General features: G+C 69.5%; 26 protein-coding genes and 2 pseudogenes. 15 read left to right on the top strand and 13 right to left on the bottom strand.

Features of this window, described 5'->3' with window-relative positions:
• Nucleotides 1-46: 46 nt before the first annotated feature.
• Together ahpF and ahpC are read right to left on the bottom strand one after the other, a co-directional pair.
• Nucleotides 47-1,627, bottom strand: a complete 1,581-nt coding sequence (ahpF, locus tag TSH58p_RS28990; RefSeq protein WP_109070415.1) for an alkyl hydroperoxide reductase subunit F — start codon at nucleotides 1,625-1,627, stop codon at nucleotides 47-49.
• 266 nt (nucleotides 1,628-1,893) lie between these two features.
• On the bottom strand, nucleotides 1,894-2,457 hold the full coding sequence (gene ahpC, locus TSH58p_RS28985) for an alkyl hydroperoxide reductase subunit C (RefSeq protein ID WP_059399299.1): 564 nt from the start codon (nucleotides 2,455-2,457) through the stop codon (nucleotides 1,894-1,896).
• A gap of 234 nt (nucleotides 2,458-2,691) precedes the next feature.
• Between ahpC and TSH58p_RS28980 the strand changes: the two genes are divergently transcribed.
• The gene (locus TSH58p_RS28980) at nucleotides 2,692-3,648 is read left to right on the top strand and encodes a hydrogen peroxide-inducible genes activator (RefSeq protein ID WP_109070416.1); all 957 of its coding nucleotides are present in this window, start codon (nucleotides 2,692-2,694) and stop codon (nucleotides 3,646-3,648) included.
• Nucleotides 3,649-3,703: 55 nt separating this feature from the next.
• On the opposite strand, the gene TSH58p_RS28975 is transcribed toward TSH58p_RS28980, so the two are convergent.
• From TSH58p_RS28975 to TSH58p_RS28955, 5 genes are all read right to left on the bottom strand, one after another.
• The gene (locus TSH58p_RS28975) at nucleotides 3,704-4,315 is read right to left on the bottom strand and encodes a helix-turn-helix domain-containing protein (protein WP_109070417.1); all 612 of its coding nucleotides are present in this window, start codon (nucleotides 4,313-4,315) and stop codon (nucleotides 3,704-3,706) included.
• Between the two features lie 47 nt (nucleotides 4,316-4,362).
• Nucleotides 4,363-5,379 carry a sulfate ABC transporter substrate-binding protein gene (locus TSH58p_RS28970; RefSeq protein WP_109070418.1) on the bottom strand — a complete coding sequence of 339 codons (1,017 nt, stop codon included), beginning with the start codon at nucleotides 5,377-5,379 and terminating at the stop codon, nucleotides 4,363-4,365.
• 193 nt (nucleotides 5,380-5,572) lie between these two features.
• Nucleotides 5,573-6,490, bottom strand: coding sequence for a prephenate/arogenate dehydrogenase family protein (locus tag TSH58p_RS28965; RefSeq protein WP_109070419.1), 918 nt, complete (start codon nucleotides 6,488-6,490; stop codon nucleotides 5,573-5,575).
• 164 nt (nucleotides 6,491-6,654) lie between these two features.
• On the bottom strand, nucleotides 6,655-7,749 hold the full coding sequence (gene hisC / locus TSH58p_RS28960; protein ID WP_109070420.1) for a histidinol-phosphate transaminase: 1,095 nt from the start codon (nucleotides 7,747-7,749) through the stop codon (nucleotides 6,655-6,657).
• Between the two features lie 38 nt (nucleotides 7,750-7,787).
• On the bottom strand, nucleotides 7,788-8,699 hold the full coding sequence (locus TSH58p_RS28955; protein ID WP_109070421.1) for a chorismate mutase: 912 nt from the start codon (nucleotides 8,697-8,699) through the stop codon (nucleotides 7,788-7,790).
• Nucleotides 8,700-8,844: 145 nt separating this feature from the next.
• Here TSH58p_RS28955 and TSH58p_RS28950 point away from each other — a divergent pair, with 145 nt between their 5' ends.
• From TSH58p_RS28950 to TSH58p_RS28940, 3 genes are all read left to right on the top strand, one after another.
• Nucleotides 8,845-10,056 (top strand): homoserine O-acetyltransferase, encoded by a 1,212-nt coding sequence (locus tag TSH58p_RS28950; RefSeq protein WP_371732451.1) that lies wholly within the window; start codon nucleotides 8,845-8,847, stop codon nucleotides 10,054-10,056.
• 10 nt (nucleotides 10,057-10,066) lie between these two features.
• Nucleotides 10,067-10,717 carry a methionine biosynthesis protein MetW gene (metW, locus tag TSH58p_RS28945; protein WP_109070423.1) on the top strand — a complete coding sequence of 217 codons (651 nt, stop codon included), beginning with the start codon at nucleotides 10,067-10,069 and terminating at the stop codon, nucleotides 10,715-10,717.
• A 96-nt stretch (nucleotides 10,718-10,813) separates the two neighbouring features.
• Nucleotides 10,814-11,383 (top strand): PRC-barrel domain-containing protein, encoded by a 570-nt coding sequence (locus tag TSH58p_RS28940; RefSeq protein ID WP_109070424.1) that lies wholly within the window; start codon nucleotides 10,814-10,816, stop codon nucleotides 11,381-11,383.
• A 4-nt stretch (nucleotides 11,384-11,387) separates the two neighbouring features.
• Here TSH58p_RS28940 and TSH58p_RS28935 read toward each other — a convergent pair whose 3' ends face one another.
• Both TSH58p_RS28935 and TSH58p_RS28930 read right to left on the bottom strand, forming a co-directional pair.
• Nucleotides 11,388-11,951 carry an alpha/beta hydrolase gene (locus TSH58p_RS28935; RefSeq protein ID WP_109070425.1) on the bottom strand — a complete coding sequence of 188 codons (564 nt, stop codon included), beginning with the start codon at nucleotides 11,949-11,951 and terminating at the stop codon, nucleotides 11,388-11,390.
• A 61-nt stretch (nucleotides 11,952-12,012) separates the two neighbouring features.
• Complete coding sequence (locus TSH58p_RS28930; RefSeq protein WP_035678754.1) at nucleotides 12,013-12,789, bottom strand: class I SAM-dependent methyltransferase; 777 nt, start codon at nucleotides 12,787-12,789, stop codon at nucleotides 12,013-12,015.
• A 61-nt stretch (nucleotides 12,790-12,850) separates the two neighbouring features.
• Between TSH58p_RS28930 and gloB the strand changes: the two genes are divergently transcribed.
• From gloB to TSH58p_RS28915, 3 genes are all read left to right on the top strand, one after another.
• Nucleotides 12,851-13,612, top strand: coding sequence for a hydroxyacylglutathione hydrolase (gene gloB, locus TSH58p_RS28925; protein ID WP_109070426.1), 762 nt, complete (start codon nucleotides 12,851-12,853; stop codon nucleotides 13,610-13,612).
• A gap of 70 nt (nucleotides 13,613-13,682) precedes the next feature.
• Nucleotides 13,683-14,288: a glutathione S-transferase N-terminal domain-containing protein gene (locus tag TSH58p_RS28920; protein WP_109070427.1), complete on the top strand. Its 606-nt coding sequence runs from the start codon at nucleotides 13,683-13,685 to the stop codon at nucleotides 14,286-14,288.
• A 14-nt stretch (nucleotides 14,289-14,302) separates the two neighbouring features.
• Nucleotides 14,303-14,731: a cupin domain-containing protein gene (locus tag TSH58p_RS28915; protein ID WP_109070428.1), complete on the top strand. Its 429-nt coding sequence runs from the start codon at nucleotides 14,303-14,305 to the stop codon at nucleotides 14,729-14,731.
• 129 nt (nucleotides 14,732-14,860) lie between these two features.
• Here the strand turns inward: TSH58p_RS28915 and dcd are convergent, their stop codons facing one another.
• Nucleotides 14,861-15,445 (bottom strand): dCTP deaminase, encoded by a 585-nt coding sequence (gene dcd / locus TSH58p_RS28910; protein ID WP_109070429.1) that lies wholly within the window; start codon nucleotides 15,443-15,445, stop codon nucleotides 14,861-14,863.
• Nucleotides 15,446-15,585: 140 nt separating this feature from the next.
• On the opposite strand from dcd, the gene TSH58p_RS28905 reads away from it, so the two are divergent.
• On the top strand, nucleotides 15,586-16,461 hold the full coding sequence (locus TSH58p_RS28905) for a hypothetical protein (protein WP_109070430.1): 876 nt from the start codon (nucleotides 15,586-15,588) through the stop codon (nucleotides 16,459-16,461).
• A 13-nt stretch (nucleotides 16,462-16,474) separates the two neighbouring features.
• Here TSH58p_RS28905 and TSH58p_RS28900 read toward each other — a convergent pair whose 3' ends face one another.
• Nucleotides 16,475-16,879, bottom strand: a complete 405-nt coding sequence (locus TSH58p_RS28900) for a four-helix bundle copper-binding protein (RefSeq protein ID WP_109070431.1) — start codon at nucleotides 16,877-16,879, stop codon at nucleotides 16,475-16,477.
• 161 nt (nucleotides 16,880-17,040) lie between these two features.
• Here TSH58p_RS28900 and TSH58p_RS28895 point away from each other — a divergent pair, with 161 nt between their 5' ends.
• Nucleotides 17,041-17,790 (top strand): sulfite exporter TauE/SafE family protein, encoded by a 750-nt coding sequence (locus tag TSH58p_RS28895; protein ID WP_109070432.1) that lies wholly within the window; start codon nucleotides 17,041-17,043, stop codon nucleotides 17,788-17,790.
• Here TSH58p_RS28895 and TSH58p_RS28890 read toward each other — a convergent pair.
• The gene (locus TSH58p_RS28890) at nucleotides 17,771-18,820 is read right to left on the bottom strand and encodes an SDR family oxidoreductase (protein ID WP_109070433.1); all 1,050 of its coding nucleotides are present in this window, start codon (nucleotides 18,818-18,820) and stop codon (nucleotides 17,771-17,773) included. The two genes, TSH58p_RS28895 and TSH58p_RS28890, sit on opposite strands and share 20 nt — an antisense overlap.
• A gap of 190 nt (nucleotides 18,821-19,010) precedes the next feature.
• Here TSH58p_RS28890 and TSH58p_RS28885 point away from each other — a divergent pair, with 190 nt between their 5' ends.
• The 5 genes and pseudogenes from TSH58p_RS28885 (at nucleotide 19,011) to TSH58p_RS28875 (ending at nucleotide 20,855) form a co-directional block, all read left to right on the top strand.
• On the top strand, nucleotides 19,011-19,247 hold the full coding sequence (locus TSH58p_RS28885) for a sulfurtransferase TusA family protein (RefSeq protein ID WP_109070434.1): 237 nt from the start codon (nucleotides 19,011-19,013) through the stop codon (nucleotides 19,245-19,247).
• Nucleotides 19,247-19,738 (top strand): annotated as a pseudogene (locus TSH58p_RS34325) (DUF2478 domain-containing protein); the annotation flags it as partial. The gene TSH58p_RS28885 and the pseudogene TSH58p_RS34325, both read left to right, overlap by 1 nt.
• Nucleotides 19,739-19,788: 50 nt before the next feature.
• Nucleotides 19,789-20,007 (top strand): annotated as a pseudogene (locus TSH58p_RS34320) (enolase N-terminal-like fold-containing protein); the annotation flags it as partial.
• A 36-nt stretch (nucleotides 20,008-20,043) separates the two neighbouring features.
• Nucleotides 20,044-20,517 (top strand): Rossmann-like domain-containing protein, encoded by a 474-nt coding sequence (locus TSH58p_RS34315; RefSeq protein WP_247895572.1) that lies wholly within the window; start codon nucleotides 20,044-20,046, stop codon nucleotides 20,515-20,517.
• An 11-nt stretch (nucleotides 20,518-20,528) separates the two neighbouring features.
• Entirely contained in the window at nucleotides 20,529-20,855 is a 327-nt protein-coding gene (locus TSH58p_RS28875; RefSeq protein WP_109070436.1) for a DUF1244 domain-containing protein, read from the top strand.
• 46 nt (nucleotides 20,856-20,901) lie between these two features.
• On the opposite strand, the gene glp is transcribed toward TSH58p_RS28875, so the two are convergent.
• The gene (gene glp, locus TSH58p_RS28870; protein ID WP_109070437.1) at nucleotides 20,902-22,152 is read right to left on the bottom strand and encodes a gephyrin-like molybdotransferase Glp; all 1,251 of its coding nucleotides are present in this window, start codon (nucleotides 22,150-22,152) and stop codon (nucleotides 20,902-20,904) included.
• A 400-nt stretch (nucleotides 22,153-22,552) separates the two neighbouring features.
• On the opposite strand from glp, the gene TSH58p_RS28865 reads away from it, so the two are divergent.
• Nucleotides 22,553-23,227 (top strand): amino acid ABC transporter permease, encoded by a 675-nt coding sequence (locus tag TSH58p_RS28865; protein WP_109070438.1) that lies wholly within the window; start codon nucleotides 22,553-22,555, stop codon nucleotides 23,225-23,227.
• Nucleotides 23,228-23,231 lie beyond the last annotated feature (4 nt).

Genomic DNA, 23,231 nt, shown 5'->3' with positions numbered 1-23,231 from the left:
TCGGGAGGGGGGCCCTACACAACCACCTCGCAAACCATCCGCCCCCTTACGCCGCGGCGACGGCCTCGACCGGCGCCATGCGGATCAGGTAGTCGAAGGCCGACAGGGCAGCCTTCGAGCCCTCGCCCATGGCGATGATGATCTGCTTGTAAGGCACCGTCGTCGCATCGCCCGCCGCGAACACGCCGGGGATGGAGGTCTGGCCGCGCGCGTCCACCTCGATCTCGCCGCGCGGGCTCAGCGCCACGGAGCCCTTCAGCCACTCGGTGTTGGGGACGAGGCCGATCTGCACGAAGATGCCTTCCAGGTCGATGCGGTGCACCTCGCCGGTGTTGCGGTTCTTGTAGCTGAGGCCGGTCACCTTGGTGCCGTCGCCATGCACCTCGGTCGTCAGGCCCGACGTGATGACGCGCACGTTGGGCAGGCTGCGCAGCTTGCGCTGCAGAACCTCGTCGGCGCGGAGCTGGCTGTCGAACTCGATCAGCGTCACCTCGGCGACGATGCCGGCGAGGTCGATGGCCGCCTCGACACCGGAATTGCCGCCGCCGATGACCGCCACGCGCTTGCCCTTGAACAGCGGGCCGTCGCAGTGCGGGCAATAGGCCACGCCCTTGTTCCGGTACTCATCCTCGCCGGGGACGCCCATCTGGCGCCAGCGGGCACCGGTGGACAGGATCACCGTCTTCGACTTCAGCGAGGCGCCGTTGGCGAGCTGGACCTCGATCAGGCCGCCCGGACCCGACGCGGGGATCAGCTTCTCCGCCCGCTGCAGGTTCATCACGTCGACCTCATACTCCTTGACGTGCTGCTCCAGCGCGGCGGCCAGCTTCGGCCCCTCGGTGTGCGAGACGGAGATGAAGTTCTCGATGGCCATCGTGTCGAGCACCTGACCGCCGAAGCGTTCCGCCGCGACGCCGGTGCGGATGCCCTTGCGGGCCGCGTAGATCGCCGCCGCGGCGCCGGCCGGGCCGCCGCCGATCACCAGCACGTCGAAGGCGTCCTTGGCCTTGATCTTCTCGGCGTCGCGCTGCGAGGCGCCGGTGTCGATCTTGGCGAGGATCTGCTCCAGCCCCATGCGGCCCTGGCCGAACGGCTCGCCGTTCAGGAAGATGGATGGGACGGCCATGATCTTGCGCGATTCGACCTCCTGCTGGAACAGCGCGCCGTCGATGGCGACATGCTTGATCCGCGGGTTCAGAACGCTCATCAGGTTCAGGGCCTGCACCACGTCGGGGCAGTTCTGGCAGGACAGCGAGAAGTAGGTCTCGAACCGGTACTCACCCTCCAGCGCCTTCACCTGCTCGATGACCTCCGCCGACTCCTTGGAGGGGTGGCCGCCGACCTGCAGCAGGGCGAGGATGAGGGAATTGAATTCGTGGCCCATCGGCAGGCCGGCGAAGCGGACGCCGATGTCGGTGCCGGTGCGCGTGATCGCGAAGGAGGGCTTGCGCGCGTCGTCGTCGCTGCGGACGAAGGTGATCTTGTCCGACAGGGACGCGATGTCCTGCAGCAGAGCCTGCATTTCCTGCGATTTTGCGCCGTCGTCCAGGGAGGCGGCCAGTTCGATGGGCTGCGTGATCTTGTCGAAATAGGCCTTGAGCTGGCCTTTGACGTTGCTATCCAACACGGCGAGGGCTCCCGAAAGTGGTTTTTCGAAGCGAGCCCGGTGGCGCCAGGGCGGGTCCGGGCAGCAGAAGTTCGTTGAAGCGTTTCTTGTCGAACGGCGGATCTTGGTGAACGGCGGATCTTGGTGAACGGATGAAGGCCACTCGTGATCCGGGCCCGGAATCGATCCGGGCCCGAAGCCGTGGCACCGCGGCCAGCGTAGCCGACGGCCGAACCGTCCGGCCGCGGTTGCGGCCGGCGGTTCCCAGAGGATCAAGCCGGAGAGGCTTAGATCTTGCCGACGAGGTCGAGCGACGGGGCGAGCGTCTTCTCACCCTCTTCCCACTTGGCCGGGCAGACCTCGCCCGGGTGCGAGGCGACGTACTGGGCGGCCTTCACCTTGCGGAGCAGCTCGCGGGCGTCGCGGCCGATGCCGCCGGCGGTGATCTCGACGATCTGGATCTTGCCGTCCGGGTCGACGACGAAGGTGCCGCGGTCGGCGAGGCCCTTCTCCTCGATCAGGATCTCGAAGTTGCGGCAGATCGTGGCGGTCGGGTCGCCGACCATGGTGTAGGCGATCTTGCCGATGGCCGGCGAGGTGTCGTGCCAGGCCTTGTGGCAGAAATGGGTGTCGGTCGAAACGCTGTAGATCTCAACGCCGAGCTTCTGGAACTCGCTGTAGTTATCGGCCAGGTCTTCCAGCTCGGTCGGGCACACGAAGGTGAAGTCCGCCGGGTAGAAGAAGACGACCGACCACTTGCCCTTCAGGTCGGCATCGCTGACGTCGATGAACTTGCCGCCCTTGAAAGCGGTCGCCTTGAACGGCTTAATCTCGGTGTTGATCAAGGACATGATTTCTCCATCAGTCTGAATGATTGGAGCAAGCGTCACTCCGGTGTCCTGCCAGCCTGGCCCCGTCTCCCCAATGGTTTCCCAAATGGGCTACCGGTGCCGCGGCATCCCTGCCGGAAGTCTGCTCCCCCCTCGTTGGTCGCTTGACACCAGGGAAGTTAGGGGCAATGGGTCAGCGATGGAAGCGAAAAATACCAATCGCTTTGATCGATAAAACCGATTATTGTGCAGTGCATGAAGCCCCTTCCCACCTTGCGCCAGCTCCACTACCTCGTCGCCGTCGTCGATCGCTGCCATTTCGGCAAGGCGGCGGAGGCGTGCCTCGTCAGCCAGTCCACGCTCAGCGCCGGCATCCAGGAATTGGAGAGCCTGCTGGGCGCGCCGCTGCTGGAGCGCACGCGGCGCACCGTCCTGCCGACCCCGCTGGGCCGGGAGATCGCCGACCGCGCCCGCATCGTGCTGAAGGGGGCGGAGGAGCTGGTGGACATGGCCCGCTCGGTGGAGGACCCGATGTCCGGGCCGCTCCATCTGGGCGTGATCCCGACCATCGGCCCCTTCCTGATTCCCCGCGTGATGCCGGCCCTGCGCGACAGCTTCCCCAAGCTGAAGCTGTTCCTGCGCGAGGACCAGACGGCCCGGCTGCTCGACCGGCTGGAGTCGGGGGAGCTCGACGCGGCCATCCTGGCCCTGCCCTACCCCTCCGGCGACGTGGAATCGATCGACCTCGCCGAAGACCGCTTTTCCGTGGTCTGCACGCCCAACCACCGGCTGAGCGACGTCACGACGCCCCGCCCGTCCGACGTGGCGCTGGACGATCTGCTGCTGCTGGAGGACGGGCACTGCCTGCGCGACCACGCGCTGGCCGCCTGCTCCATGGAAGGGGCACGGCAAAGCGCTGCGTTCCAGGGCACCAGCCTGCACACGCTGGTCCAGATGGTCGCCAACGGGCTGGGGGTGACGCTGCTGCCGCAGATGGCGCTCGACTCGGGGATTCTGCGCGGTTTGGATGTGGTGGTTCGCCCGCTGGGCGGGGAGCGGCCCTTCCGCCGCATCGGGCTGGTCTGGCGCCGCACCTCCGGCCGCAAGGAGACCTTCCGGCAACTCGCCGCCGCCTTGAAGACGGAGATGTCCCGCGACAGCGGGCCGCAGGCTCCCGCCAATGGCGACGCCAGCGTGCGGACCGCCGCCTGACCGGGAGTCAGAGAACGCCGGGGGCAGAGAACGCCGGGGTCAGAGAACGCCAGGGTCAGAGAACATAGGTCATCACGAGATAGAGAAGCGCCTCGCCGTCGCCGACATTGCGGTAGGCGTGGGGGGAGTCGGCGTCGAACTGGATCGTGTCGCCCTCCTCCAGCCGGTGGGTGCCGTCGCCGGTCTCGATCTCGACCACGCCGCGCCCGACCAGGATGTTCTCCACGGTGCCGATGGTGTGGGCGTCGGCCCGTTCATCGGTGCCGGGGGCGAGGCGCAGCTCGTAGAACTCCACCTGCCGCTCGCCGTGGAAGGGAAACAGCGCCCGCGAGCTGAAGCGTCCGTCGCGCGAGGCCAGCGGCCGGCTGTCCGCCCGCCGGATCACCGTGGTCCCGCCGCTGCCCCCGCTGCTGAGCAGGCTGGAGAAGGGCACGTCGAGCGCGCGGGCGATGGTCCACAGGAAATCGATGTTGGACGGCCCGCGCCCCGCCTCGACCGCCGTCAGCTCCGCCCGGCTGTTGCCCGACAGCTTGGCGAGCGCATCGACGGACAGCCCCTGGCGGAGCCGGAAATTGCGGATGTTCTCGGCGATCACGCCGGTCAGCGGGTTGGCGTCGCCGTCCGCGGTCCGGGGGTCCGTGGTCCGGGGGGTCGAAGTCGTGCTCATGGTGTCTGGCCCTCCCGTTCTGTGAATGCGTGTCGAATTCCTGGGACTCAGCGGGGCGCCTGCTGGATCTGGTCGAACAGGGCGCCGTCCGCGAAATGGGTCGCCTGGGCCTTGCGCCAGCCACCGAACACGTCGTCCACGGTCACCAGCGCCACCGGGGAGAAGCGCCCGGCATACTGCCGCGCCAGTTCGGGATGGCGGGGCCGGTAGAAGTTCCGCGCGGCGATCTCCTGCCCCTCGCGGGTGTAGAGATACTGCACATAGGCCTCGGCCACCTTGCGGGTGCCCTTGCGGTCGACCACGCTGTCCACCACGGCGACCGGCGGTTCGGTGAGGATGGAGAGGGACGGCACGACGATTTCGAACTGGTCGGCGCCGAACTCCTGAAGCGACAGGAAGGCCTCGTTCTCCCAGGCCAGCAGAACATCGCCGACGCCCTTGCGGGTGAAGGTCAGCGCGGCCCCGCGGGCGCCACTGTCGAGCACCGGCACGTTCCGGTAGAGGTCGGCGATGAACTGCCTGGCCTTCGCCTCGTCGTTGCCGTTCGTCTTCAGCGCGTAGGCCCAGGCGGCCAGATAGTTCCAGCGCGCCCCGCCCGAGGTCTTCGGGTTCGGCGTCACCACCTCCACCCCCGGCTTCACCAGATCGTCCCAGTCCCTGATCTGCTTCGGGTTGCCCTTGCGGACCAGGAACACGATGGTCGAGGTGTAGGGGGAGCTGTTGTTCGGCAGGCGGGTCCGCCAATCCTTCGCGATCAGCCCGGCGTCGGCGATGGCGTCCACATCGTAGCCCAGAGCCAGAGTCACCACGTCGGCGTCCAGCCCATCCATCACCGAGCGCGCCTGCGCGCCCGACCCGCCGTGCGACTGCCGGATCACCACCGTTTCCCCCGATGCATCCGCCCAGGTGCGGGCGAAGGCCGGGTTGAATTCCTCGTACAGCTCCCGCGTCGGGTCGTAGGAGACGTTCAGGATCGTGCTGCGGCTCGCGGCGCTGGCGGTCGCCAGGGCGGCCAACGTCACCAGCCCGACGGCGATGAGGCTCTGGCTGAAGCGCGACGGCATGAACGGTGTTCCCCAGGCTGACGGTCGATGGCGCGGTGCCTGGGATTATTGAACACAAGTGATCCCTATCAGACAAGTCGTCTTTTGCGATCCTGTGTGTAATTCACATATGCTCAATTCATATTTATCAAAATTTATATGTGAAAATAGGGGATCGAACCGCGCCACCGGACGAACGGCGCAACCTGACCGGTCAAGCCTGCTTGGCGTCGATGATGCCGCGGCGGATGGCGCGGGTCTTGGTGAAATGGTCCTGCAACTGCTCCCCCTCGCCCCAGCGGATGGCGCGCTGCAGGGCGGTCAGGTCCTCGGTGAAGCGCTGGAGGATCTCCAGAACCGCCTCCCGGTTGTTCAGGAACACGTCGCGCCACATCACCGGATCGCTGGCGGCGATGCGGGTGAAGTCGCGGAAGCCGCCGGCCGAGAACTTGATGACCTCGGACTTGGTGTCGTCCTCCAGGTCGGACGCCGTGCCGACGATGGTGTAGGCGATCAGGTGCGGCAGGTGCGAGGTGATGGCCAGCACGCGGTCATGGTGGTTGGCGTTCATCAGTTCCACGGTGGAGCCGATGCGGCGCCACATCGCCACCACCTTGTCCACCGCGCCCTCGTTGGCGCCGGGCGGCGGGGTGACGATGCACCAGCGGCCCTGGAACAGGGTGGCGAAGCCGGCCTCCGGCCCCGAATGCTCGGTGCCCGCCACCGGGTGGCCGGGGATCAGATGCACGCCGTCGGGGATGTGCGGCCCGACGTCGCGGAGCACCGCCTGCTTCACCGAGCCGACGTCCGTCACGATCATGCCGGGGCGCAGCAGCGGCCCGAGTTGCTCCCCCACCTCGGCGAAGGCGCCGACGGGGGTCGCCAGCACCACCACGTCCGCGCCGTCCAGCGCTTCCGCCAGATCGGTGGTGGCCCGCTCGACGATACCCAGCTCCATCGCCTTGGCGCAATGCTCCGGGTTGCGGTCGGCGCAGACGACCTGCCGCGCCACCCCGTAATGCGTGAGCGCCCGCGCCAGGGACGAACCGATCAGACCCACGCCGACGATGGCGACGCGGTCGAACAGGGGAGTGGCCAGGGTGGCGGCCAGAGGGGCGGCGGTCTCGCTCATGATCTCAAGGCACCGGCTGCGGATGGGTTGCAGAACGCCCCGCTATAAAGCACCAAGGCGCCCCCCGACCAAGTGAAACTTTGCCCGGCCCGGCGCTTGCGGCGGCCGAAACGAAAAGGCCGGGCGCGAAGCCCGGCCTGTTTCCGCTCGATCCGACGGCACCGTTACGCCGCCAGGAAGTCCTTCAGCGCCCGCACCACCTCGCGCATTTCGGCCTCCGTGCCGATGGTGACGCGCAGGCAGCTCGGCAGGCCATAGGCGGGCATCTGGCGGACCAGGATGCCGCGGCCCTTCAGGAACAGGCGCGCCGCCTCGGCATCGTCCTTGCCGGCGGCCTGCCCGGCGAAGTCCACCAGGACGAAGTTCGTCACGCTGGGGTGGGTCTTCAGGCCAAGCCCCTGCACCTGCTGGACGAACCACTCCCGCCATTCGGTGTTGTGGCTGCGCGAGCGCTCCAGGAACCCGGTGTCCTCCAGCGCCGCCACGCCGGCGATCTGCGCCGCGGAGGAGACGTTGAAGGGACCACGCACGCGGTTCAGCACGTCGGCGATCCCCGCCGGGCAATAGGCCCAGCCGAGCCGGACCGAGCCCAGCGCGAAGATCTTCGAGAAGGTGCGGGTCATCACCACGTTGGGGAAGCGGTCAACCAGCTCCTGCCCCGCCGAATAGTCATTGTGGTTCATGTACTCGGCGTAGGCCGCGTCGATGACCAGGATGGCGTTCTCCGGCAGGCCGGCGTGCAGCCGGGCCATCTCGTCGGCGGTGATGTAGGTGCCGGTCGGGTTGTTCGGGTTGGCGACGAAGACCAGCCGGGTGCGCGGCGTGACGTGGGCCAGCAGCGAATCCACGTCGGTGGTCAGATTCGTCTCCGGCGCCTGGACCGGGGTGGCGCCGACCGACTTGGCGCCGATCGGGTACATCAGGAAGCCGTGCTGCGAATACAGCACCTCGTCCCCCGGCCCGGCATAGGCGCGGATCAGCAGGGCGATCAGCTCGTCGGAGCCGGCGCCGCAGACGACGCGGTCGGCGTCCAGGCCGAAGCGCTCGGCGATGGCCTTGCGCAGCTTGGCGGAGCCGCCGTCCGGATAGCGGTGCAGTTCGCCCGCGGCGGCCTTGTAGGCCTCCACGGCGCGCGGGCTGGGGCCGAGCGCGCCTTCGTTGGAGGCGAGGCGGATGTGCCCCGCATGCTCGCCGCCGACGTAGGGGGCGATGTCGAGAATCCCCGGGCGGGGCGCCGGGCCGTTGTTCGGCTGGGTCATGTCAGGTCTCAGACCTTGCGGGCGTTATTGGGCGGGCGTCATTGGAAAGACGAGGCGGAGAGATGAAGCGGGACGGCGTAGCCGCCCACGATGTTGATCCGCACCGGGATCTCGCCCAGCCGGCCGGCGAAGGCGGACAGGCGGGGGTCGGTGTGGTCGACGAAGTCGGCGACCTCGACCAGATGGATGGACGGGCCGGACGGGTCGCGGGCGTGCCAGGTGCAGAAATAGGTCGGGGCGAGGCCGCTCGTCTCCAGATGGTCCTTGAGCCGGCCGCGGCTGAGGTCGTGCCCCAGCTCGATCCCCAGCAGGGTGCGGTCGTCGCCGGTCGGCTCGTGCGGGACCAGCGCGATGGCCAGCGCGTCGCGGTCCTCGCCGCGGGCGTTGCCGCGCCCGGCGAAGGGCAGCCGCGCGACCACGCGCGGCGTGCGCGCGTCGGACGACACCAGGAAGCGCCACCAGGGGTCGGCGTCGTCTTCCGCCGGGTAGGGAACGACGCCGACGGTGGCCGTGCCCTCCGACACCGCGCGGATGGCCGCGGCGGGGGAGTTGACGGCGGTCATCGGAACGACGCTGCCGAAATGGTCGCGGGCCACGTCCCAGAATCCGCGGCGATCCTCCGGCGCGTAGACGGCGACGGCGAAGGGGCCCTGGAGCCGGGTGAAGGCGGTGATCATCTCCCGCCACATGCGGACGAGGGCCATCGCCGGGAAGGAGCCGGCGTGGCGCGCCATCAGGCGGCGCAGGATGACCGCCTCGCGCGCCGGGCGCAGATAGATCGGGGTCTGGGGATTCCCGCTGACCTGACCCTCGGCGGCCTCGATCTGGCTTTTGACCACGCCGACGCGCTCCACCACCGCCGTGCGGCGCATCAGCAGGTCGTGGATCGTATCGTCGATGTGATCGATCTCGCGGCGCAGATCGTCGAGCGGGGACTTGGGCGGAGGCATGGGGCGGGAAACCGTCAAATCCAGGGCGAATCCAAAGCCGGATAGTAGTAGTCCGCAAGCGCCGCGAAATCAAAGAAAACGTTGACACTCCCAACCGCCGGTCCATAGCTATGATCTCCCGTTTTCCGGAGGCCCCCGACCCGTCATGTCCGCGCCGAACCCCGCCGCCGCCGTGCCTGCCGCCGTGCCTGCCGAGCCCGCGACGATGCCCGGCCACCGGGTCACGCTCGGGGTGGACAAGCCCATGCGGCTGGACAGCGGGGCGGAGCTGGGACCCTTCGAGGTCGCCTATCAGACCTACGGCACGCTGAACGCCGACCGGTCGAACGCCGTCCTGATCTGCCACGCCCTGACCGGCGACCATTACGTGCTCGACCAGCATCCGGTGACCGGCAAGCCCGGCTGGTGGGAGATGCTGGTCGGTCCGGGCAGGCCGGTCGACACCGACCGCTACTTCGTCATCTGCTCCAACGTGATCGGCGGCTGCATGGGCTCCACCGGCCCGAAGGAGACCGATCCGGCGACCGGCAAGCCCTACGGCCTCGGCTTCCCCGTCATCACCATCGGCGACATGGTGCGCGCGCAGAAGCTGCTGGTGGAGCATCTCGGGATCGAGCAGCTCTTCTGCGTGATCGGTGGCTCGATGGGCGGCATGCAGGTGCTGCAATGGGCCGTCGCCTATCCCGAATCGGTCTTCGCCGCGGTGCCGATCGCCACGGCGGCCCGCCACTCGGCGCAGAACATCGCCTTCCACGAGGTCGGCCGGCAGGCGATCATGGCCGACCCGGACTGGGCCGGCGGCAACTACCTGCTGGAGGGCACCCGCCCGCACCGCGGCCTCGCGGTGGCGCGCATGGCCGCGCACATCACCTACCTGTCGGAACCGGCGCTGCACCGCAAGTTCGGGCGCAACCTGCAGAACCGCCAGACCGTCACATACGGCTTCGACGCCGATTTCCAGGTGGAGAGCTATCTGCGCCACCAGGGCATCACCTTCGTCGAGCGGTTCGACGCCAACTCCTACCTCTACATCACGCGGGCGATGGACTATTTCGACCTCGCCGCGGATTACGGGGGCGGCACCCTGTCCAACGCCTTCCGCAAGGACGGCAAGGGCACGCCGGTGCGTTTCTGCCTCGCCAGCTTCTCCAGCGACTGGCTGTTCCCCACCTCCGAATCGCGGGCCATCGTGCACGCGCTGAACGCGGTGGCCGCGAACGTCAGCTTCGTGGAGATCCGCACCGACAAGGGCCACGACTCCTTCCTGCTGGACGAGCCGGAATTCCATCAGGTGATCCGCGGCTTCCTGGACGGCTGCGCCGAGCACCGCGGCCTGACACGGACCTCCAGACCATGACATCCCGGCCATGAGCCCCCTCGACGACAAGCAAGCCTCCGCCCGCGCCGTCTCCGGCAACGGCATCCGTTCCGACCTGAAGCTGATCGCGGAGATGGTGGAGCCGGGCAGCCGCGTGCTCGACGTCGGCTGCGGCGACGGCGCCCTGCTCGCCTTCCTGTCCCGCCAGAAGGGAGTGGACGGTCGCGGGATCGAGCTGTCGATGGACGGCGTGCACCAGTGCGTGGCGCAGGGCCTGTCGGTCATCCAGGGCGACGCCGAAACCGACCTGAAGGACTACCCGCCGGGCGCCTTCGATTACGTGATCCTCAGCCAGACCCTCCAGGCGATGCGGGAGCCGCGGACGGTGCTGGAGACGATGACGCGCATCGGACGGCGGGCCATCGTGTCGGTGCCCAATTTCGGCTATTGGCGCATCCGCGCGCAGCTTCTGCTGACCGGGCGCATGCCGGTGACGGAGAAGCTGGGCTACCAGTGGTGGGAAACGCCCAACATCCATTTCTGCACGATCAAGGACTTCGTCGTCCTGGCGGAGGAGATGGGCATCCGCATCGAGCGCTGCATGATCGTGAACGGCGCCGGCCGGGTCACCGGCCACGCCCATTCCGGGCTCGCCAACCTGCTGGGCGAGCAGGGCGTCTTCCTGCTGCGCCGGGACTGACCGGACCACGCCGGGCCCCGGCGATGCAACCCCTGCCCCGCTGGCGCTGTTGATAGGCAAAGTCCGTTCAACAACCGTCAGCGGGAGCCACGCACCATGCGCCTCGTCCCCTCCTCCGTCCTCGCCGCATCGGCCGCCGCCCTGCTGCTGTCCGGCACCGCCTCGGCGCAAACGCCGCAGGCGTCACCGGACACCGCCCGTCCCCCGCTGATGACGGCGCCGCGCCCGGACGACACCCCGGCCACCTCGCCCGCGACGTCGCCGGAGGGCCTCGGCGGCGCCGCTCCCTCCGACGAGATGCAGCGCGCGGCCCCCTCCGTCGCCGCGATCCCCCACCTGCTGACCCCGGAGGAGGCGCGGACCCTGATCGGCAAGGAGGTGCGGACCCGCGACGGCCAGCCCGGCGGCTCCATCAAGGATTTCACGCTGGACGGCAGCGCCGCCTCGATCGAGCGGATCGTGCTGGCCCCCGCCGAGGGCAGCGGCGCGGACGGGAAACTGCGCTCGCTGCCGGTCAGCATGCTGCGCACCGACATCGCGGGCGCGTCCGCCGGCGGCGACGGTTCCACGCCGCCGACGCTGGACCTGCCGGCCGCCGAACTCGCGCGGGCGCCGGAATTCACCTATGGCGAGGGCGTGAAGACGGTGACCGGCCAGCCGCAGTGACCGTTCAGGCGCCACCCTCCACCGTACGCAGCAGGTCGAGCACGAGCCGTTCCCCGTCCGGCCAGGGGCCATAGCCGGCGGCGGTGTTGATGTGGTCGAGGTCGCCGCCGTCGATGAAGTCGGCGCCCCACCCCACCGCGAATCCGCAGGAGCGCGCGACCGGGGCGTAGGGATCGTTGCGGCTGGCCAGCACCACCGTGCGGAAGGGCAGCGGGTCGGTGGGCACCGGGGCGAAGCCGTGGACCTCCGGCGGCGTGTGCGCCGCCGATTCGACGTCGGGCGGGGCGACCAGCAGGGCGGCGGCGACCTTGCCGACCGACGACCCGCTCCGCACCGCCCAATGGGCCACCGTCATGCAGCCCAGGCTGTGGGCGATCAGGACGACCGGCGCGGCCGCGGCGGCCACGGAGTCCTCCAGCGACCGCACCCAATCCTCCAGGGCCGGCGCGTCCCAGTCGACCTGCTCGACCCGCGTGAAGGACGGGTGGCGCCGCTGCAGCCAGCTTTGCCAGTGGTCCGGACCGGAGTTGCCGAGTCCGGGGACGATGAGAACGCTCGCTTTCGCCATGGGGTCCGATCCGCTGCGGTGACCAGGGACGTTACAAAGCCGGAAGCCCCCGGAGCAAGGCCTACGGCTCCTCCGACACCCGCCACGCGCCGGACCCCGCCGGGCGGCGGGCCGGGGCCGCCCCGCCGGGAAGCGGGACGATCAGGCGGCGCTTGGCCGGTTGCTGGGTCTTGCGCGACACCCCGGCGAAGATCTGCTTGGACGCCTCGATCATCGTCACGCCGGCGAAGGCCTTGAACCATCGGCAGCCGACCTCCTCCCAGGCCGGGGCGGTCTTCATCAGGAAGCGGGAGCGCAGCGGCGGCAGGAACAGGGCGTGCCCCGTGCGCTCCGGCACGAACATGGTGTCGCGCAGAACCTGCTTCAGTTGCGAGGCCGAATAGGGGAAGCCGTGCCCGAAGGGCGTCCAGTCGGCCCGCGCCCACAGGCCGCGGCGGTTCGGCACCACCACCAGCACCCGCCCGCCGCCGGCCAGCACGCGCCAGATCTCCCGCATCATCGGGCGGAGCTGCTCCGTGCCCTCCAGCCCGTGGACGAGCAGCACGCGGTCCACCGACATGTCGGCCAGCGGCAGGTCCGCCTCGTCGCCCAGCGCCACCAGCCCCGGCCCGCCCGGCGGCCAGAAGGTCACACCCTGGGTCGCCGGCATGATCGAGAACACCCGCTCCGCCTCGTCGCGGAAGGGTTGCAGATAGGGCGTGGTGTAGCCGACCCCCAGCACGATCTGCCCGCGCAGGTCGGGCCAGATGGTGCGGATGCGCCGGCGGATCATCCGCCGCGCCGCCTGACCAAGCCCGGACTCGTAGAATTCACGAAGATCGACGATATCGGTGTACATGGTCATCCCAGGCTATCACGTTTCGATCAAACGTCCATTCATGCGGGAGGGGCCCAAGGCCATGGACATCCACCTGATTCCGGCGTTCGCCGACAACTACATCCACCTCCTGCGCGACCCGGCCAGCGGCGCCGTGGGGGTCGTCGACCCCGGCGACGCGCAGCCTGTGCTGGCGGAACTGGACCGGCGCAACTGGACGCTGACGCACATCTTCAACACCCACCATCACAACGACCACATCGGCGGCAACCACGCGCTGAAGGCGCGTTATGGCGCCGACGTGATCGGGCCGCGCGCCGACGTCGCCCGCATTCCCGATATGGAGACGTGTCTGGGCGAAGGCGAGACCATTTCGTTCGGATCGCTCACCGCGCACGTGTTTTTTGTCCCCGGCCACACCTCCGGCCACATCGCCTTCTGGTTTCCCGAGGCCAAGGCGCTGTTCAGCGGCGACACGCTGTTCGCGCTCGGCTGCGGACGGCTGTTCGAAGGCACGCCGGCCCAGATGTGGACCTCGCTGATCAAGCTGCGCGGCCTGCCGGACGACACGCGCGTCTATTGCGGCCACGAATACACCCTGTCCAATGCCCGCTTCGCCGTGACGGTGGAGCCGGACAACGCCGCCCTGAAGGCGCGCGCGGCGGACATCGCCGCGCAGCGGGAGCGCGGGGAGCCGACCATCCCCTCCACGCTGGGCGTCGAGAAGGCCACCAACCCCTTCCTGCGCGCCGACGTGCCGGAGGTCCAGACCGCCCTCGGCATGGCCGGGGCCGACCCGGTGGCGGTCTTCGCCGAGATCCGCGGCCGCAAGGACCGCTTTTGAGAAGGACCGCTTTTAAGACCGCGCGCCCTCGCGCTACGCTGACGCCCACAAAACGGGAGGAGAGATTTTGATGAAGCTGCGCTGGAGCCCGACCTCGCCCTACGTCCGCAAGGTCGCGATGGTCCTCATCGAATGCGGGCTGGATTCGGCGGTCGAGAAGCAGGTGACCAACGCCTGGGCGCCCGACACCGACCTGCCGGCGGACAACCCGCTGGGCAAGGTGCCGGCGCTGATCCTGGACGACGGCTCGGCGCTCTACGACAGCCCGGTGATCGCCGAGTATCTCGACTCGCTGCACGACGGCCCGCGCCTGTTCCCGGCCGCCGGCCCGGCGCGCTGGACGGCGCTGCGCCAGCAGGCCCTGGCCGACGGAATCTGCGACGCCGCCATCCTGCGCCGGCTGGAGCTTCAGCGGCCGGACGGCGAGCGTTCCGACAACTGGGCGGACCGCCAGCGCCGCGCCGTCGCCCGCGCGCTCGACGTGCTGGAGGCGGAGGCGCCGGCCCTCGACGGCACGCTGACCATCGGGACGCTGACCATCCTGGTGGCGCTCGGCTACCTCGACTTCCGGTTCGGGCACGAGGACTGGCGGGTCGGCCGTCCGGAGCTGGCGGCATGGTTCGCCTCGGCCTCCGACCTCGACAGCTTCCGCCGCACCGCGCCGCCGCCGGCGTGACGGAGGGCGACGCCATGGACTCGCTGACGCCCGAGCGCATCATCGCGACGCTGGGCATGCAGCCCCATCCGGAAGGCGGCCACTATGTGGAAACCTACCGGGACGCCCCGCCGGGCGGCGGGCGCGGAGTCAAGACCGGCATCCATTACCTGCTGCAGGCGGGCGAGCGCTCCCATTGGCACCGGGTGGACGCGGTCGAGATGTGGCACTGGCACGCCGGGGGTCCGCTGGAGCTGTCCATCTCCACCGATGGGCGGACGGTGGAGCGGGTGACGCTGGGGATGGACCTTGCGGGCGGCCAACGCCCGCAGGGGGTCGTTCCGGCGCACGCGTGGCAGGCGGCGCGGCCGTTGGAAGGCTGGGTGCTGGTGGGCTGCACCGTGTCCCCCGCCTTCGAATTCGCCGGCTTCGAGATGGCCCCGGAGGGGTGGGAGCCGGGATAGGAGAGCAGAACGAATGGACCGCCAGACGCCGTCGCAGAAAAAAGGCGCCCCGGAAACGGGGCGCCTTTTCTTCGTCAGCCTTCCGAAAACCGCCGTCAGGGCAATTCCAGGTTCAGGGCTGGTCCAGATTCAGGACTGTTCCAGGTTGATCCGGCTCGGCAGCGGGTCGAGCTGGTCGCGGTACTTGGCGTCGGGGCGCGCGGCGTAGGGCTTGGAGGTCGGCGACATCAGCGTCTCGAAGCTGAGGGCGCAGATCCGCATGCCCGGACGCAGCGCCAGCGGCAGCCGTCCGCAGTTGAAGAATTCCAGCGTGATGCGGCCGTTCCAGCCCGGATCGATGGTGTGCGCGGTGGCGTGCACCATCAGGCCCAGGCGGGCGAGGCTGCTGCGACCGTCCAGGCGGCCGGCGATGTCGTTGGGCAGGCCGATGCGCTGCACGGTGATGCCGAGCACCAGCTCGCCCGGATGCAGGAAGAAGGGCTCGCCGACGGGGACCTCGACCCGGTCCATCAGCTTGTCGGGAACCTGGCTGGGATGGCCCTCGGGCGGGGCGAGGTCGACGAAGGCCGCCTTGCCCGGCGGGAAGACCTGGAAGGCGTTCCCAAGCTGGAGGTCCACCGACATCGCGCCGATCTGGCTCTCCGCCGGCAACGGGTCGATCTCGATGCGTCCTTCAGCGAGGTATCGGCGAATATCGACGTCTGACAGCTTCATTCCTTCCGAACCTCCTGTCGAACCCGCAATCGGCGCGGCTCCGGTCGCTTTCCTGGCGCACTCTATAGCCGGATCGACGCCTCTCGACAACACAATCGCCAGTCCCTTAGATGGGGCCGCTTGGCAAAAGGGGTGTGGGAATGACGGTATCCTCGATCGACGCGTCGGCAACGGAGCATGAGGCCGCGTTGCGGCGCCTGTCCGTCATCCTGGGCGACGTCCCCCCCGTGGGCGACCGGCCGGACGCGCTCTCGCTGTTCCGGACCCGCGTCGCCGACCATGGGGCGCGGGTCCGCGCCCTGCGGGATTCCGCGTCGCCCCTGTTCGTCGTGAACAACGACCTGACCGCCTATGCCTCCCAAAACGGCGCTCTGCCGGAACTGATTCTGGTCGGCGACAATCCGGGGCGCCGGGAGTTCGAGCAATCCGTCTATCTGTGCGTCCAGGGGCGCGCCGGGGCGATGGCGCACAGCTTCTTCGACGGCATCTTCGGCGCCGCGTCCTTCCGCAGCAAGGTGATGGTGCTGAACAAGAGCTCCTTCCACACGCCGCGCACGGTGGGCCTGACGGAAGCGATGCGCGGCGATCCGGCGCTCGCCGAGGCCATCCGCCGCGACCAGGAGGAGAACGCCCGCCTGATCGCCGACTCGGTGGCCCTGCTCGGCGTTCCGGTCGTCACCATCGGCATGGAGAGCGGCGGGACGACCTTCCAGAGCTTCCGCAAGGCGCTGGAAGCCCGTTACCGCGCCCTTGGCAACCCGCCGGCGGTCTTCCAGGGAAAGCGCCTCGCCGGCCCCTTCCGCAAGGTGCCGCATTTCTCGCTGTCGAAAATCTTCTGCCGCAACGCCGATCCCGCCTGGAACGCCGCATTGGACGGCTTCCTCGCCCGCCACGCCGCGGTTCCGGGCCTGCGGACGGACAACGGCAACGTGTCGTCCAAGCTGCTGCTCGGGCTGGGGGACGGCCCGCTGCTCGCCGATTACCTGGACAGGGTGATCCTCGGCAACGGCGGATAAACCTCCACGATCATCAATGGCTCAGGGTCTGCATGGCCTTGCGGCAGGCGTCCTCGCAGGTCCGGCAGGCTTCGGCGCAGATGCGGCAGTGCTGGTGCATGCCGGCGTGGCGCTCGCACTCCTCGGCGCACAGGCGGCAGGCGGTGGCGCAGACGTCGAGCATGGCGCGGATCACCGCCTCGTTGGAACCGCTGCGCCGGGTGGCGACGGAACCGGTGACCGCACAGACGTCGGCGCAATCCATGTTCAGGCGGATGCACTGGACCAACGCGGCCACCTGATCCTCGCCCAGGCAGGCGTCGGCGCAGGTGGTGCAGGTCTGCGCGCAGTCGTAGCAGGCCTCGATGCAGCGGATGAGCGCGTCGTTGGTGTTTCCGCGCACTTGCGGGTGCGTGCCGATCATCTCGCGGGCGTGCATGGGCAGCCTCCGAAGGACAAATGGGATGGGGGGCGGGCGTCGTTGCCCTCCCCCGCCAACAGCGCCGCGCCGCCATGGTTCGGAAAATCTCCACCCTTTCCCTGGCCCCGCCCACGCGTGCCGGTTTACAAGCGGCCGGCACGGCTTGAGGAGAACCACGGGTGTTCAACGAGACGGTCGGTCTGACGGCGCTGATCCTGGCCGTCGCCACGCTGTACGCCGCGGTCGGGCAGGCCGGAGCCTCGGGCTATCTGGCGGTCATGGGCATCGTCGGGCTCGACCCGGCGACGATGAAGCCGACGGCACTCGCCCTGAATCTCCTGGTGGCGGCCATCGGCACCATCCGCTTCGCCCGCGCCGGGCTGTTCACATGGCGCGCCTTCTACCCGTTCGGCGTGCTGGGAATGCCCTTCTCGTTCCTCGGCGGCACGATGCACCTGCCGCCGCACCTCTACTACCCGCTGGTCGGGGCGATCCTCCTCCTGGCGGCTCTGGAACTGGCGCGCTCCACCTGGGCGACGCGCGGAACACCGGAACGGACGGGTGCGACGGCACCCCCCTTCCTGCCGGCGCTCGCCGCCGGGGCCGCCGTGGGCTTCCTGTCCGGGATGACCGGGACGGGCGGCGGCATCTTCCTGGCGCCGCTGATCCTGCTCATGGGCTGGGTCGAGACCCGCCGCGCCGCCGCCGTCTCGGCCGCCTACAACCTGCTGAACTCGGCGGCGGCGCTGGCCGGCACCTGGACGACCGCGACGACCCTGCCCGCGGCCCTGCCCTGGTGGCTGGCCGCCGCCGGGGCGGGCGGCGCGGTCGGCGCCTGGCTGGGCAGCCGCCATCTGCCGACCGCCACGTTGCGCTATCTGCTGGCGACGATCCTCGCCCTGTCCGGCCTCAAGATGCTGACGAGCTGACGCCGGACGTCCCCCACGCCCGCCGCTCCCACACTTGGGCGGGCAGGCGGCTCATCAGGCCGATGGGCAGCAGGAACAGCGCGAGATTCGTCCAGCAGAAGGCCCGGCGCCCGTCCGCCCGGCCTTGCGGCGCCTGCGCGGCGGCGCGCTCCATCCAGCCGCCGCTCGCCTCCCGGTAATCCGGCATGGCCTCCAGAACGCCGCCGGAGGTGTCGTGGGCCGGGCGGTTGTCGAACATGTCGCGGTCCATCCGGTGGGCCAGCACGCGCTCCGCCAAAGCCGGCGCCACCGCGTGCGGCAGGGCGGCGGAGCGTCCCGCGGCGCCGACGAACAGCTCGGGCCGGGGAGTCTCGGCCAGACGCAGGATGGCGTCGGCCACCTCCTCCGGCGGGCGCAGCGGGTTCATCGCCTTGACGGCGCGGCCGGTGTAGTTCGCGCCATGCTGCCACAGCGGCGTGTCGATGGGGCCGGGCAGCACGGTGCAGACCTGGATGCCGGGGTCCTCCACCAGCTCCTGCCGCAGCGTTTCGGAGAAGCCGCGGACCGCGAATTTGCTGGCGGCGTAGGCGGCGGCGTAGCGCTGCCCGACGATCGAGGCCAGCGAGGCGACGTTGATGACCGTGCCCTCCCCCCGCTCCAGGAAATGCGGCAGCACGGCGCGGCAGCCGTTGGCGGTGCCGAAGAAGTTGGTGCGCATCACCTCCTCGAAGACGTCCTGCGGAGTCTCCTCGAAGCGTCCGAAGGCGATCACGCCGGCGTTGTTCACCCAGACGTCGATCCCGCCGAAGACCTCGATGGCGCGCTCGGCCAGCCGGTTCATCTGCTCCTGGTCGCGCACGTCGGTGGGCACCACCATCGCCCGCCCCCCGGCCTCGATGCAGTCCTCCGCGACCTCGTGCAGGGCGGCGTGGCGCCGCGCCGCCAGGACCACCGCGGCGCCGTGGCGCGCAAACTCCACGGCGGTCGCCCGGCCGATCCCGCTGGACGCCCCGGTGATGACCACCACCTTGTCGAAATGCCGACCGGCCATAAGCGCTGCTCCCGCATTGTTGGTTCGAATCCGTTTCCCTGGCTAACATTCCAGCCCGGCAAAGGTGCCCCGATCCGCCGGGAGCGCCCAATCCCGCGGAACGCCAAATCCACCGGAACGGTGGAGACGGAGGCGCGAACCCGGTACAGTCGCGGCGTCCGGTGCCCATGCAGAAGAAGAGGTTACGTCCGTGGCGGCCAAGGAACTCGACGTGAAGGGGCTGCATTGCCCGCTGCCCATCCTGCGGACGCGCGCCCTGCTGGACAAACTGGCCGAGGGGGAAGAGGTGATCGTCTACGCCACCGACCCGGCGTCGATCATCGACTTCAAGCATTTCTGCAACACCACCGACAACGTGCTGCTGGCGCACGAGACGCGCGGCGAGGTGTTCGTGTACCACATCCGCCGCGGCGCCTCCGCCGCGTGATGCCCGTCTCCATTCCCGAAGGAGCCCGCCCCATGCCGACCCTGCGCCCCGCGGTTCCGCCCCCGCTGCGTCCCGGCGCGGTGGTCCATGGTCCCGGCTCCACTGCCGTCGACGCGATGATCGACCGGTTCGTGACGGAGCTGCGGCGGCGCGGCTTCCGCGTCGGCGGCGTGATCCAGCGCAACACCGGCGCCCCCGGCGACTGCGCCGACCTGATGGAGCTGGTCGACGTCGCCACCGGCCAGGCCTACGACATCTCCCAGCATCTGGGCCGCCAGTCGCAGTCCTGCCGCGTCGATCCCCAGGGAGTGGCCGAGGCCAGCCAGGCGCTGCGCCGCGCCATCGCGGAGCGCGCCGACCTGCTGGTGGTCAACAAGTTCGCCGGTCTTGAGGCGCACGGCGAAGGGCTGGCGGACGAGCTGCTGGCCGGCATCGCCGAGGGCATCCCGGTGCTGACCAGCGTCGGCAGCCGCTTCCTCAACGAGTGGCAGAGCTTCACCGGCGGCTTCACCTCCCTGATCTCGCCGGATGAGGACGCGCTGTGGCGCTGGTGGGGGCGCACCGGCTCTACGACGACCTGCTGCACGGGGTGGCGGACGCCGAGGTCCGCGCCATCACCATCGGCGCCAAATGGATCATGGTGGAGACGGACGGCGCCGCGGGTCCCGGCATCGGGCTGGCCGCCCGCCCGCAGTCGGCGCCGCCGCCCGATCCGGCGCGCTGGGCCGGTGTCGGCCTCGCCGAATTGGCCGCCCACGCCGCCCGCTCCTGGGACCCGCAGGAGGCCGCGGTCGGCATGGCCGCCCTGAACGCCCATTACAACCGCCCCGACCTGACCGGCTCGGCGGCGAACGGGCTGGACCTGTTCACCGGGATGGAGGGGCGCGTCGTCGTCTTCGGGGCCTTCCCGCAGATTGCCCGACGCCTGCCCAACGCCCATGTGGTCGAAATGAACCCCAGCGACGGGGAATTTCCGGAAGCCGCCGGGGAATGGCTGCTGCCGGGCGCGGAGGGGGCGGCGATCACCTCCTCCACCCTGACCAACCGCACCCTGCCCCGCCTGCTGTCGGTGGCGCAGGGGACCCGCGTCGCCCTGGTCGGGCCGGGGACGCCGCTGTCGCCGCGGCTGTTCCGCTACGGCATCGCCGCGCTGGCCGGCTTCGTGGTGGAGAACCGCGACGCCGTGGCCGAAGCGATCCTGGCCGGCGGCTCGTCCCAGAGCTTCCACCGCCATGGCCGCTTCGTCACGCTGCACAACGAACAAAACTGAGAGGGATTGGAATGGACGAGAAGACCCGCACCGAGCTGGAGGCCGCCGCGTTCCGCGGCCTGGTCGCGCATCTCCAGAAGCGCACCGACGTGCAGAACATCGATCTGATGAATCTGGCCGGCTTCTGCCGCAACTGCCTGTCCAAATGGTACGCCGCCGCCGCCAGGGAGCGGAACGTGCCGCTGACCGACGAGGAGGCCCGCATCGCCGTCTACGGCATGCCCTATTCGGAATGGAAGGCGAAGCACCAGAAGGAAGCGTCCCCGGAGCAGCAGAAGACCTTCGAGGACACCAAGCCCCTGCACGCCGAGATCAGCGGCCACATGCCGAAGAAGTGACAGCCCGCCCCTCTCCCGCCGCGCCGGGAGAGGGGTAATCCCGCGTTCAGGCGAACAGCCCGGTGAAGGGCAGGAACTCCACCATGTCGCCGTCGCGGATCGTGGTGGCGTCCGCCGGCATGTCCACCAGCCCGTCGGCCTCGACCATCGAGGTCAGGACGCCGGAGCTGTCGCTGGGAAATTTGTGGGCGACCGGGCGACCATCCGGCCCGGTCGCCAGACGGGCGCGCAGGAACTCCCGCCGTCCCGGCTTCTTCCTGAACTCGAATCCGGCGACGACGAGGCAGCGCGGGGCCGGCGCGCTCTCCGCCCCCGACAGGCGCAGCACCAGCGGGCGGCCCACCAGCATGAAGGTCACCATGGCCGACACCGGGTTGCCCGGCAGGCCGAGGAACGGCGTGGTCCCGATGCGCCCGAGCGCCAGCGGCTTGCCCGGCTTCAGCGCAAGCTTCCACAGATCGACGGACCCCAGCTCGCCGACCACCGCCTTGACATGGTCCTCCTCCCCCACCGACGCGCCGCCGGAGGTGACGACGAGATCGGCGGTCGCCGCGGCGTCGGCCAGGGCGGCGCGGGTCACATCCGGCTTGTCCGGCAGGATGCCGAGATCGCGCACCTCCGCCCCCAGCGCGTCGAGCTGGGCGGCCAGCGTGTAGCGGTTGGCGTCGTAGATGGTGCCCTCGGGCTTGTCCGTTCCTGGCTCGCGCAGTTCGTCGCCGGTGGAGAACAGGACGACGCGCAGACGCTTGCGCACCGACAGGCTCGACCGCCCGACCGCTGCGGCCAAGCCAATCTCCTGGGCGCGCAGCCGCAGGCCGGGCGTCAGCACGACCGACCCCGCCGTCATGTCCTCCCCGGCGTCGCGGATGTTGGCGCCGCGCTTGAGGGCGGCGGGCACCAGCACCGCGCCGTCCTCGGCCCGGCAGTCCTCCTGCATGGCCACGGTGTCCACCCCCGCCGGGATCGGCGCGCCCGTGAAGATGCGCACCGCCTCGCCCGGCCCGACCGTGCCGGGGAAGACGGAACCGGCGGGCACGCGCCCGACCACAGCCAGCCGCCGGAAATCGCCCGATTCAGCACCGTTCGCCTTGCCGAATCCCCAGCCGTCCATCGCCGAGACGGCGACCGGCGGCACGTTCACCGTCGCCGTCACCGGTTCCGCCAGGATGCGGCCGAGCGCGGCGCGCAGCGGCACCTCCTCGGGTTCCGTCACCGCGCCGTAGGTCCGCTGCACGCGGGCCAGCGCCTCGTCCAGCGGGAGGGGGGCGGCGGGGCCGGGGCCGGCGAAGCAGTCCATGCGACAATCCTTCTCCCTTGGGGACCGCCCCCAGGGGCGGCACCGCGTCATATCACCCCGGATAGTCCGGTGCGCGGTTCTCTTCCACCTTGATCATCGTCAAGACGCGGCGCGGCGCAAGCGTCCGTTCGTGGACGCACCATCGCGGTGGAGCAGCCTATCGGGAAATTCGCGGGATAATTGTTGGCTGCACGAATTAATTTTCGCAGCGCTGCGTTTTCCGCCTTGCGCATTTGGATCGATCCAAATAGGCTCCGCCCAACATCCGGCGCCGGAGGCATCGCCACGGCTCGCCGGACGACGAGAGGCCGATAACGAGAATCCCGCACAGGGACCGTCCGCCGGCGGCGCGCAGCGCCCCGGTCTGGTTGCGGCCGGTCCGGAAGCGGAGGGAAAGCCCGTGAACTACACCTTCGATTTCAAGGCGGTCATCGAGTCCTGGGACTACCTGCTCCAGGGCGCTTGGCTGACCGTGCAATTGTCGATCGGCGCCATGATTCTCGGCCTGATCGTCGCCATTCTCTGCGCGCTCGGCAAGACGTCCGGGCCGAAGCCGGTCCGCTGGATCATCAACGCCTACATCGAGGTGGTGCGCAACACGCCCTTCCTGGTGCAGATCTTCCTGATCTTCTTCGGCCTTCCGACCATGGGCATCCGGCTGTCGCCCGACCTCGCCGCCCTGATCGCCATGGTGGTCAATGTCGGCGCCTACGCGACGGAGATCATCCGGGCCGGCATCGAATCGATCCAAAAGGGCCAGATCGAAGCCGGGCTGGCGCTGGGGCTGAAGCCGTTGCAGGTCTTCCGCTACATCGTCATCAAGCCGGCGCTGCGCACCGTCTACCCCGCGCTGACCAGCCAGTTCATCCTGCTGATGCTCAGCTCCAGCGTGGTCTCGGCGATCTCGGCGGACGAGCTGACCTCGGTCGCCAACAACATCCAGTCGCAGACCTTCCGCAGCTTCGAAATCTACATCGTGGTCACCGGCATCTATCTGGCGCTGGCGATGATGTTCTCCGCGCTGTTCGCCGGCATCTACAAGCTGGCCTTCGCCTACGACACCGACCGGCGCTGAGGGA

Source organism: Azospirillum sp. TSH58 (assembly GCF_003119115.1).
In the GTDB taxonomy this organism is placed as follows: Bacteria; Pseudomonadota; Alphaproteobacteria; order Azospirillales; family Azospirillaceae; genus Azospirillum.
The sequence above is the reverse complement of the archived record's forward strand: the minus strand, read 5'-3'. Positions and strand labels throughout refer to the sequence as shown.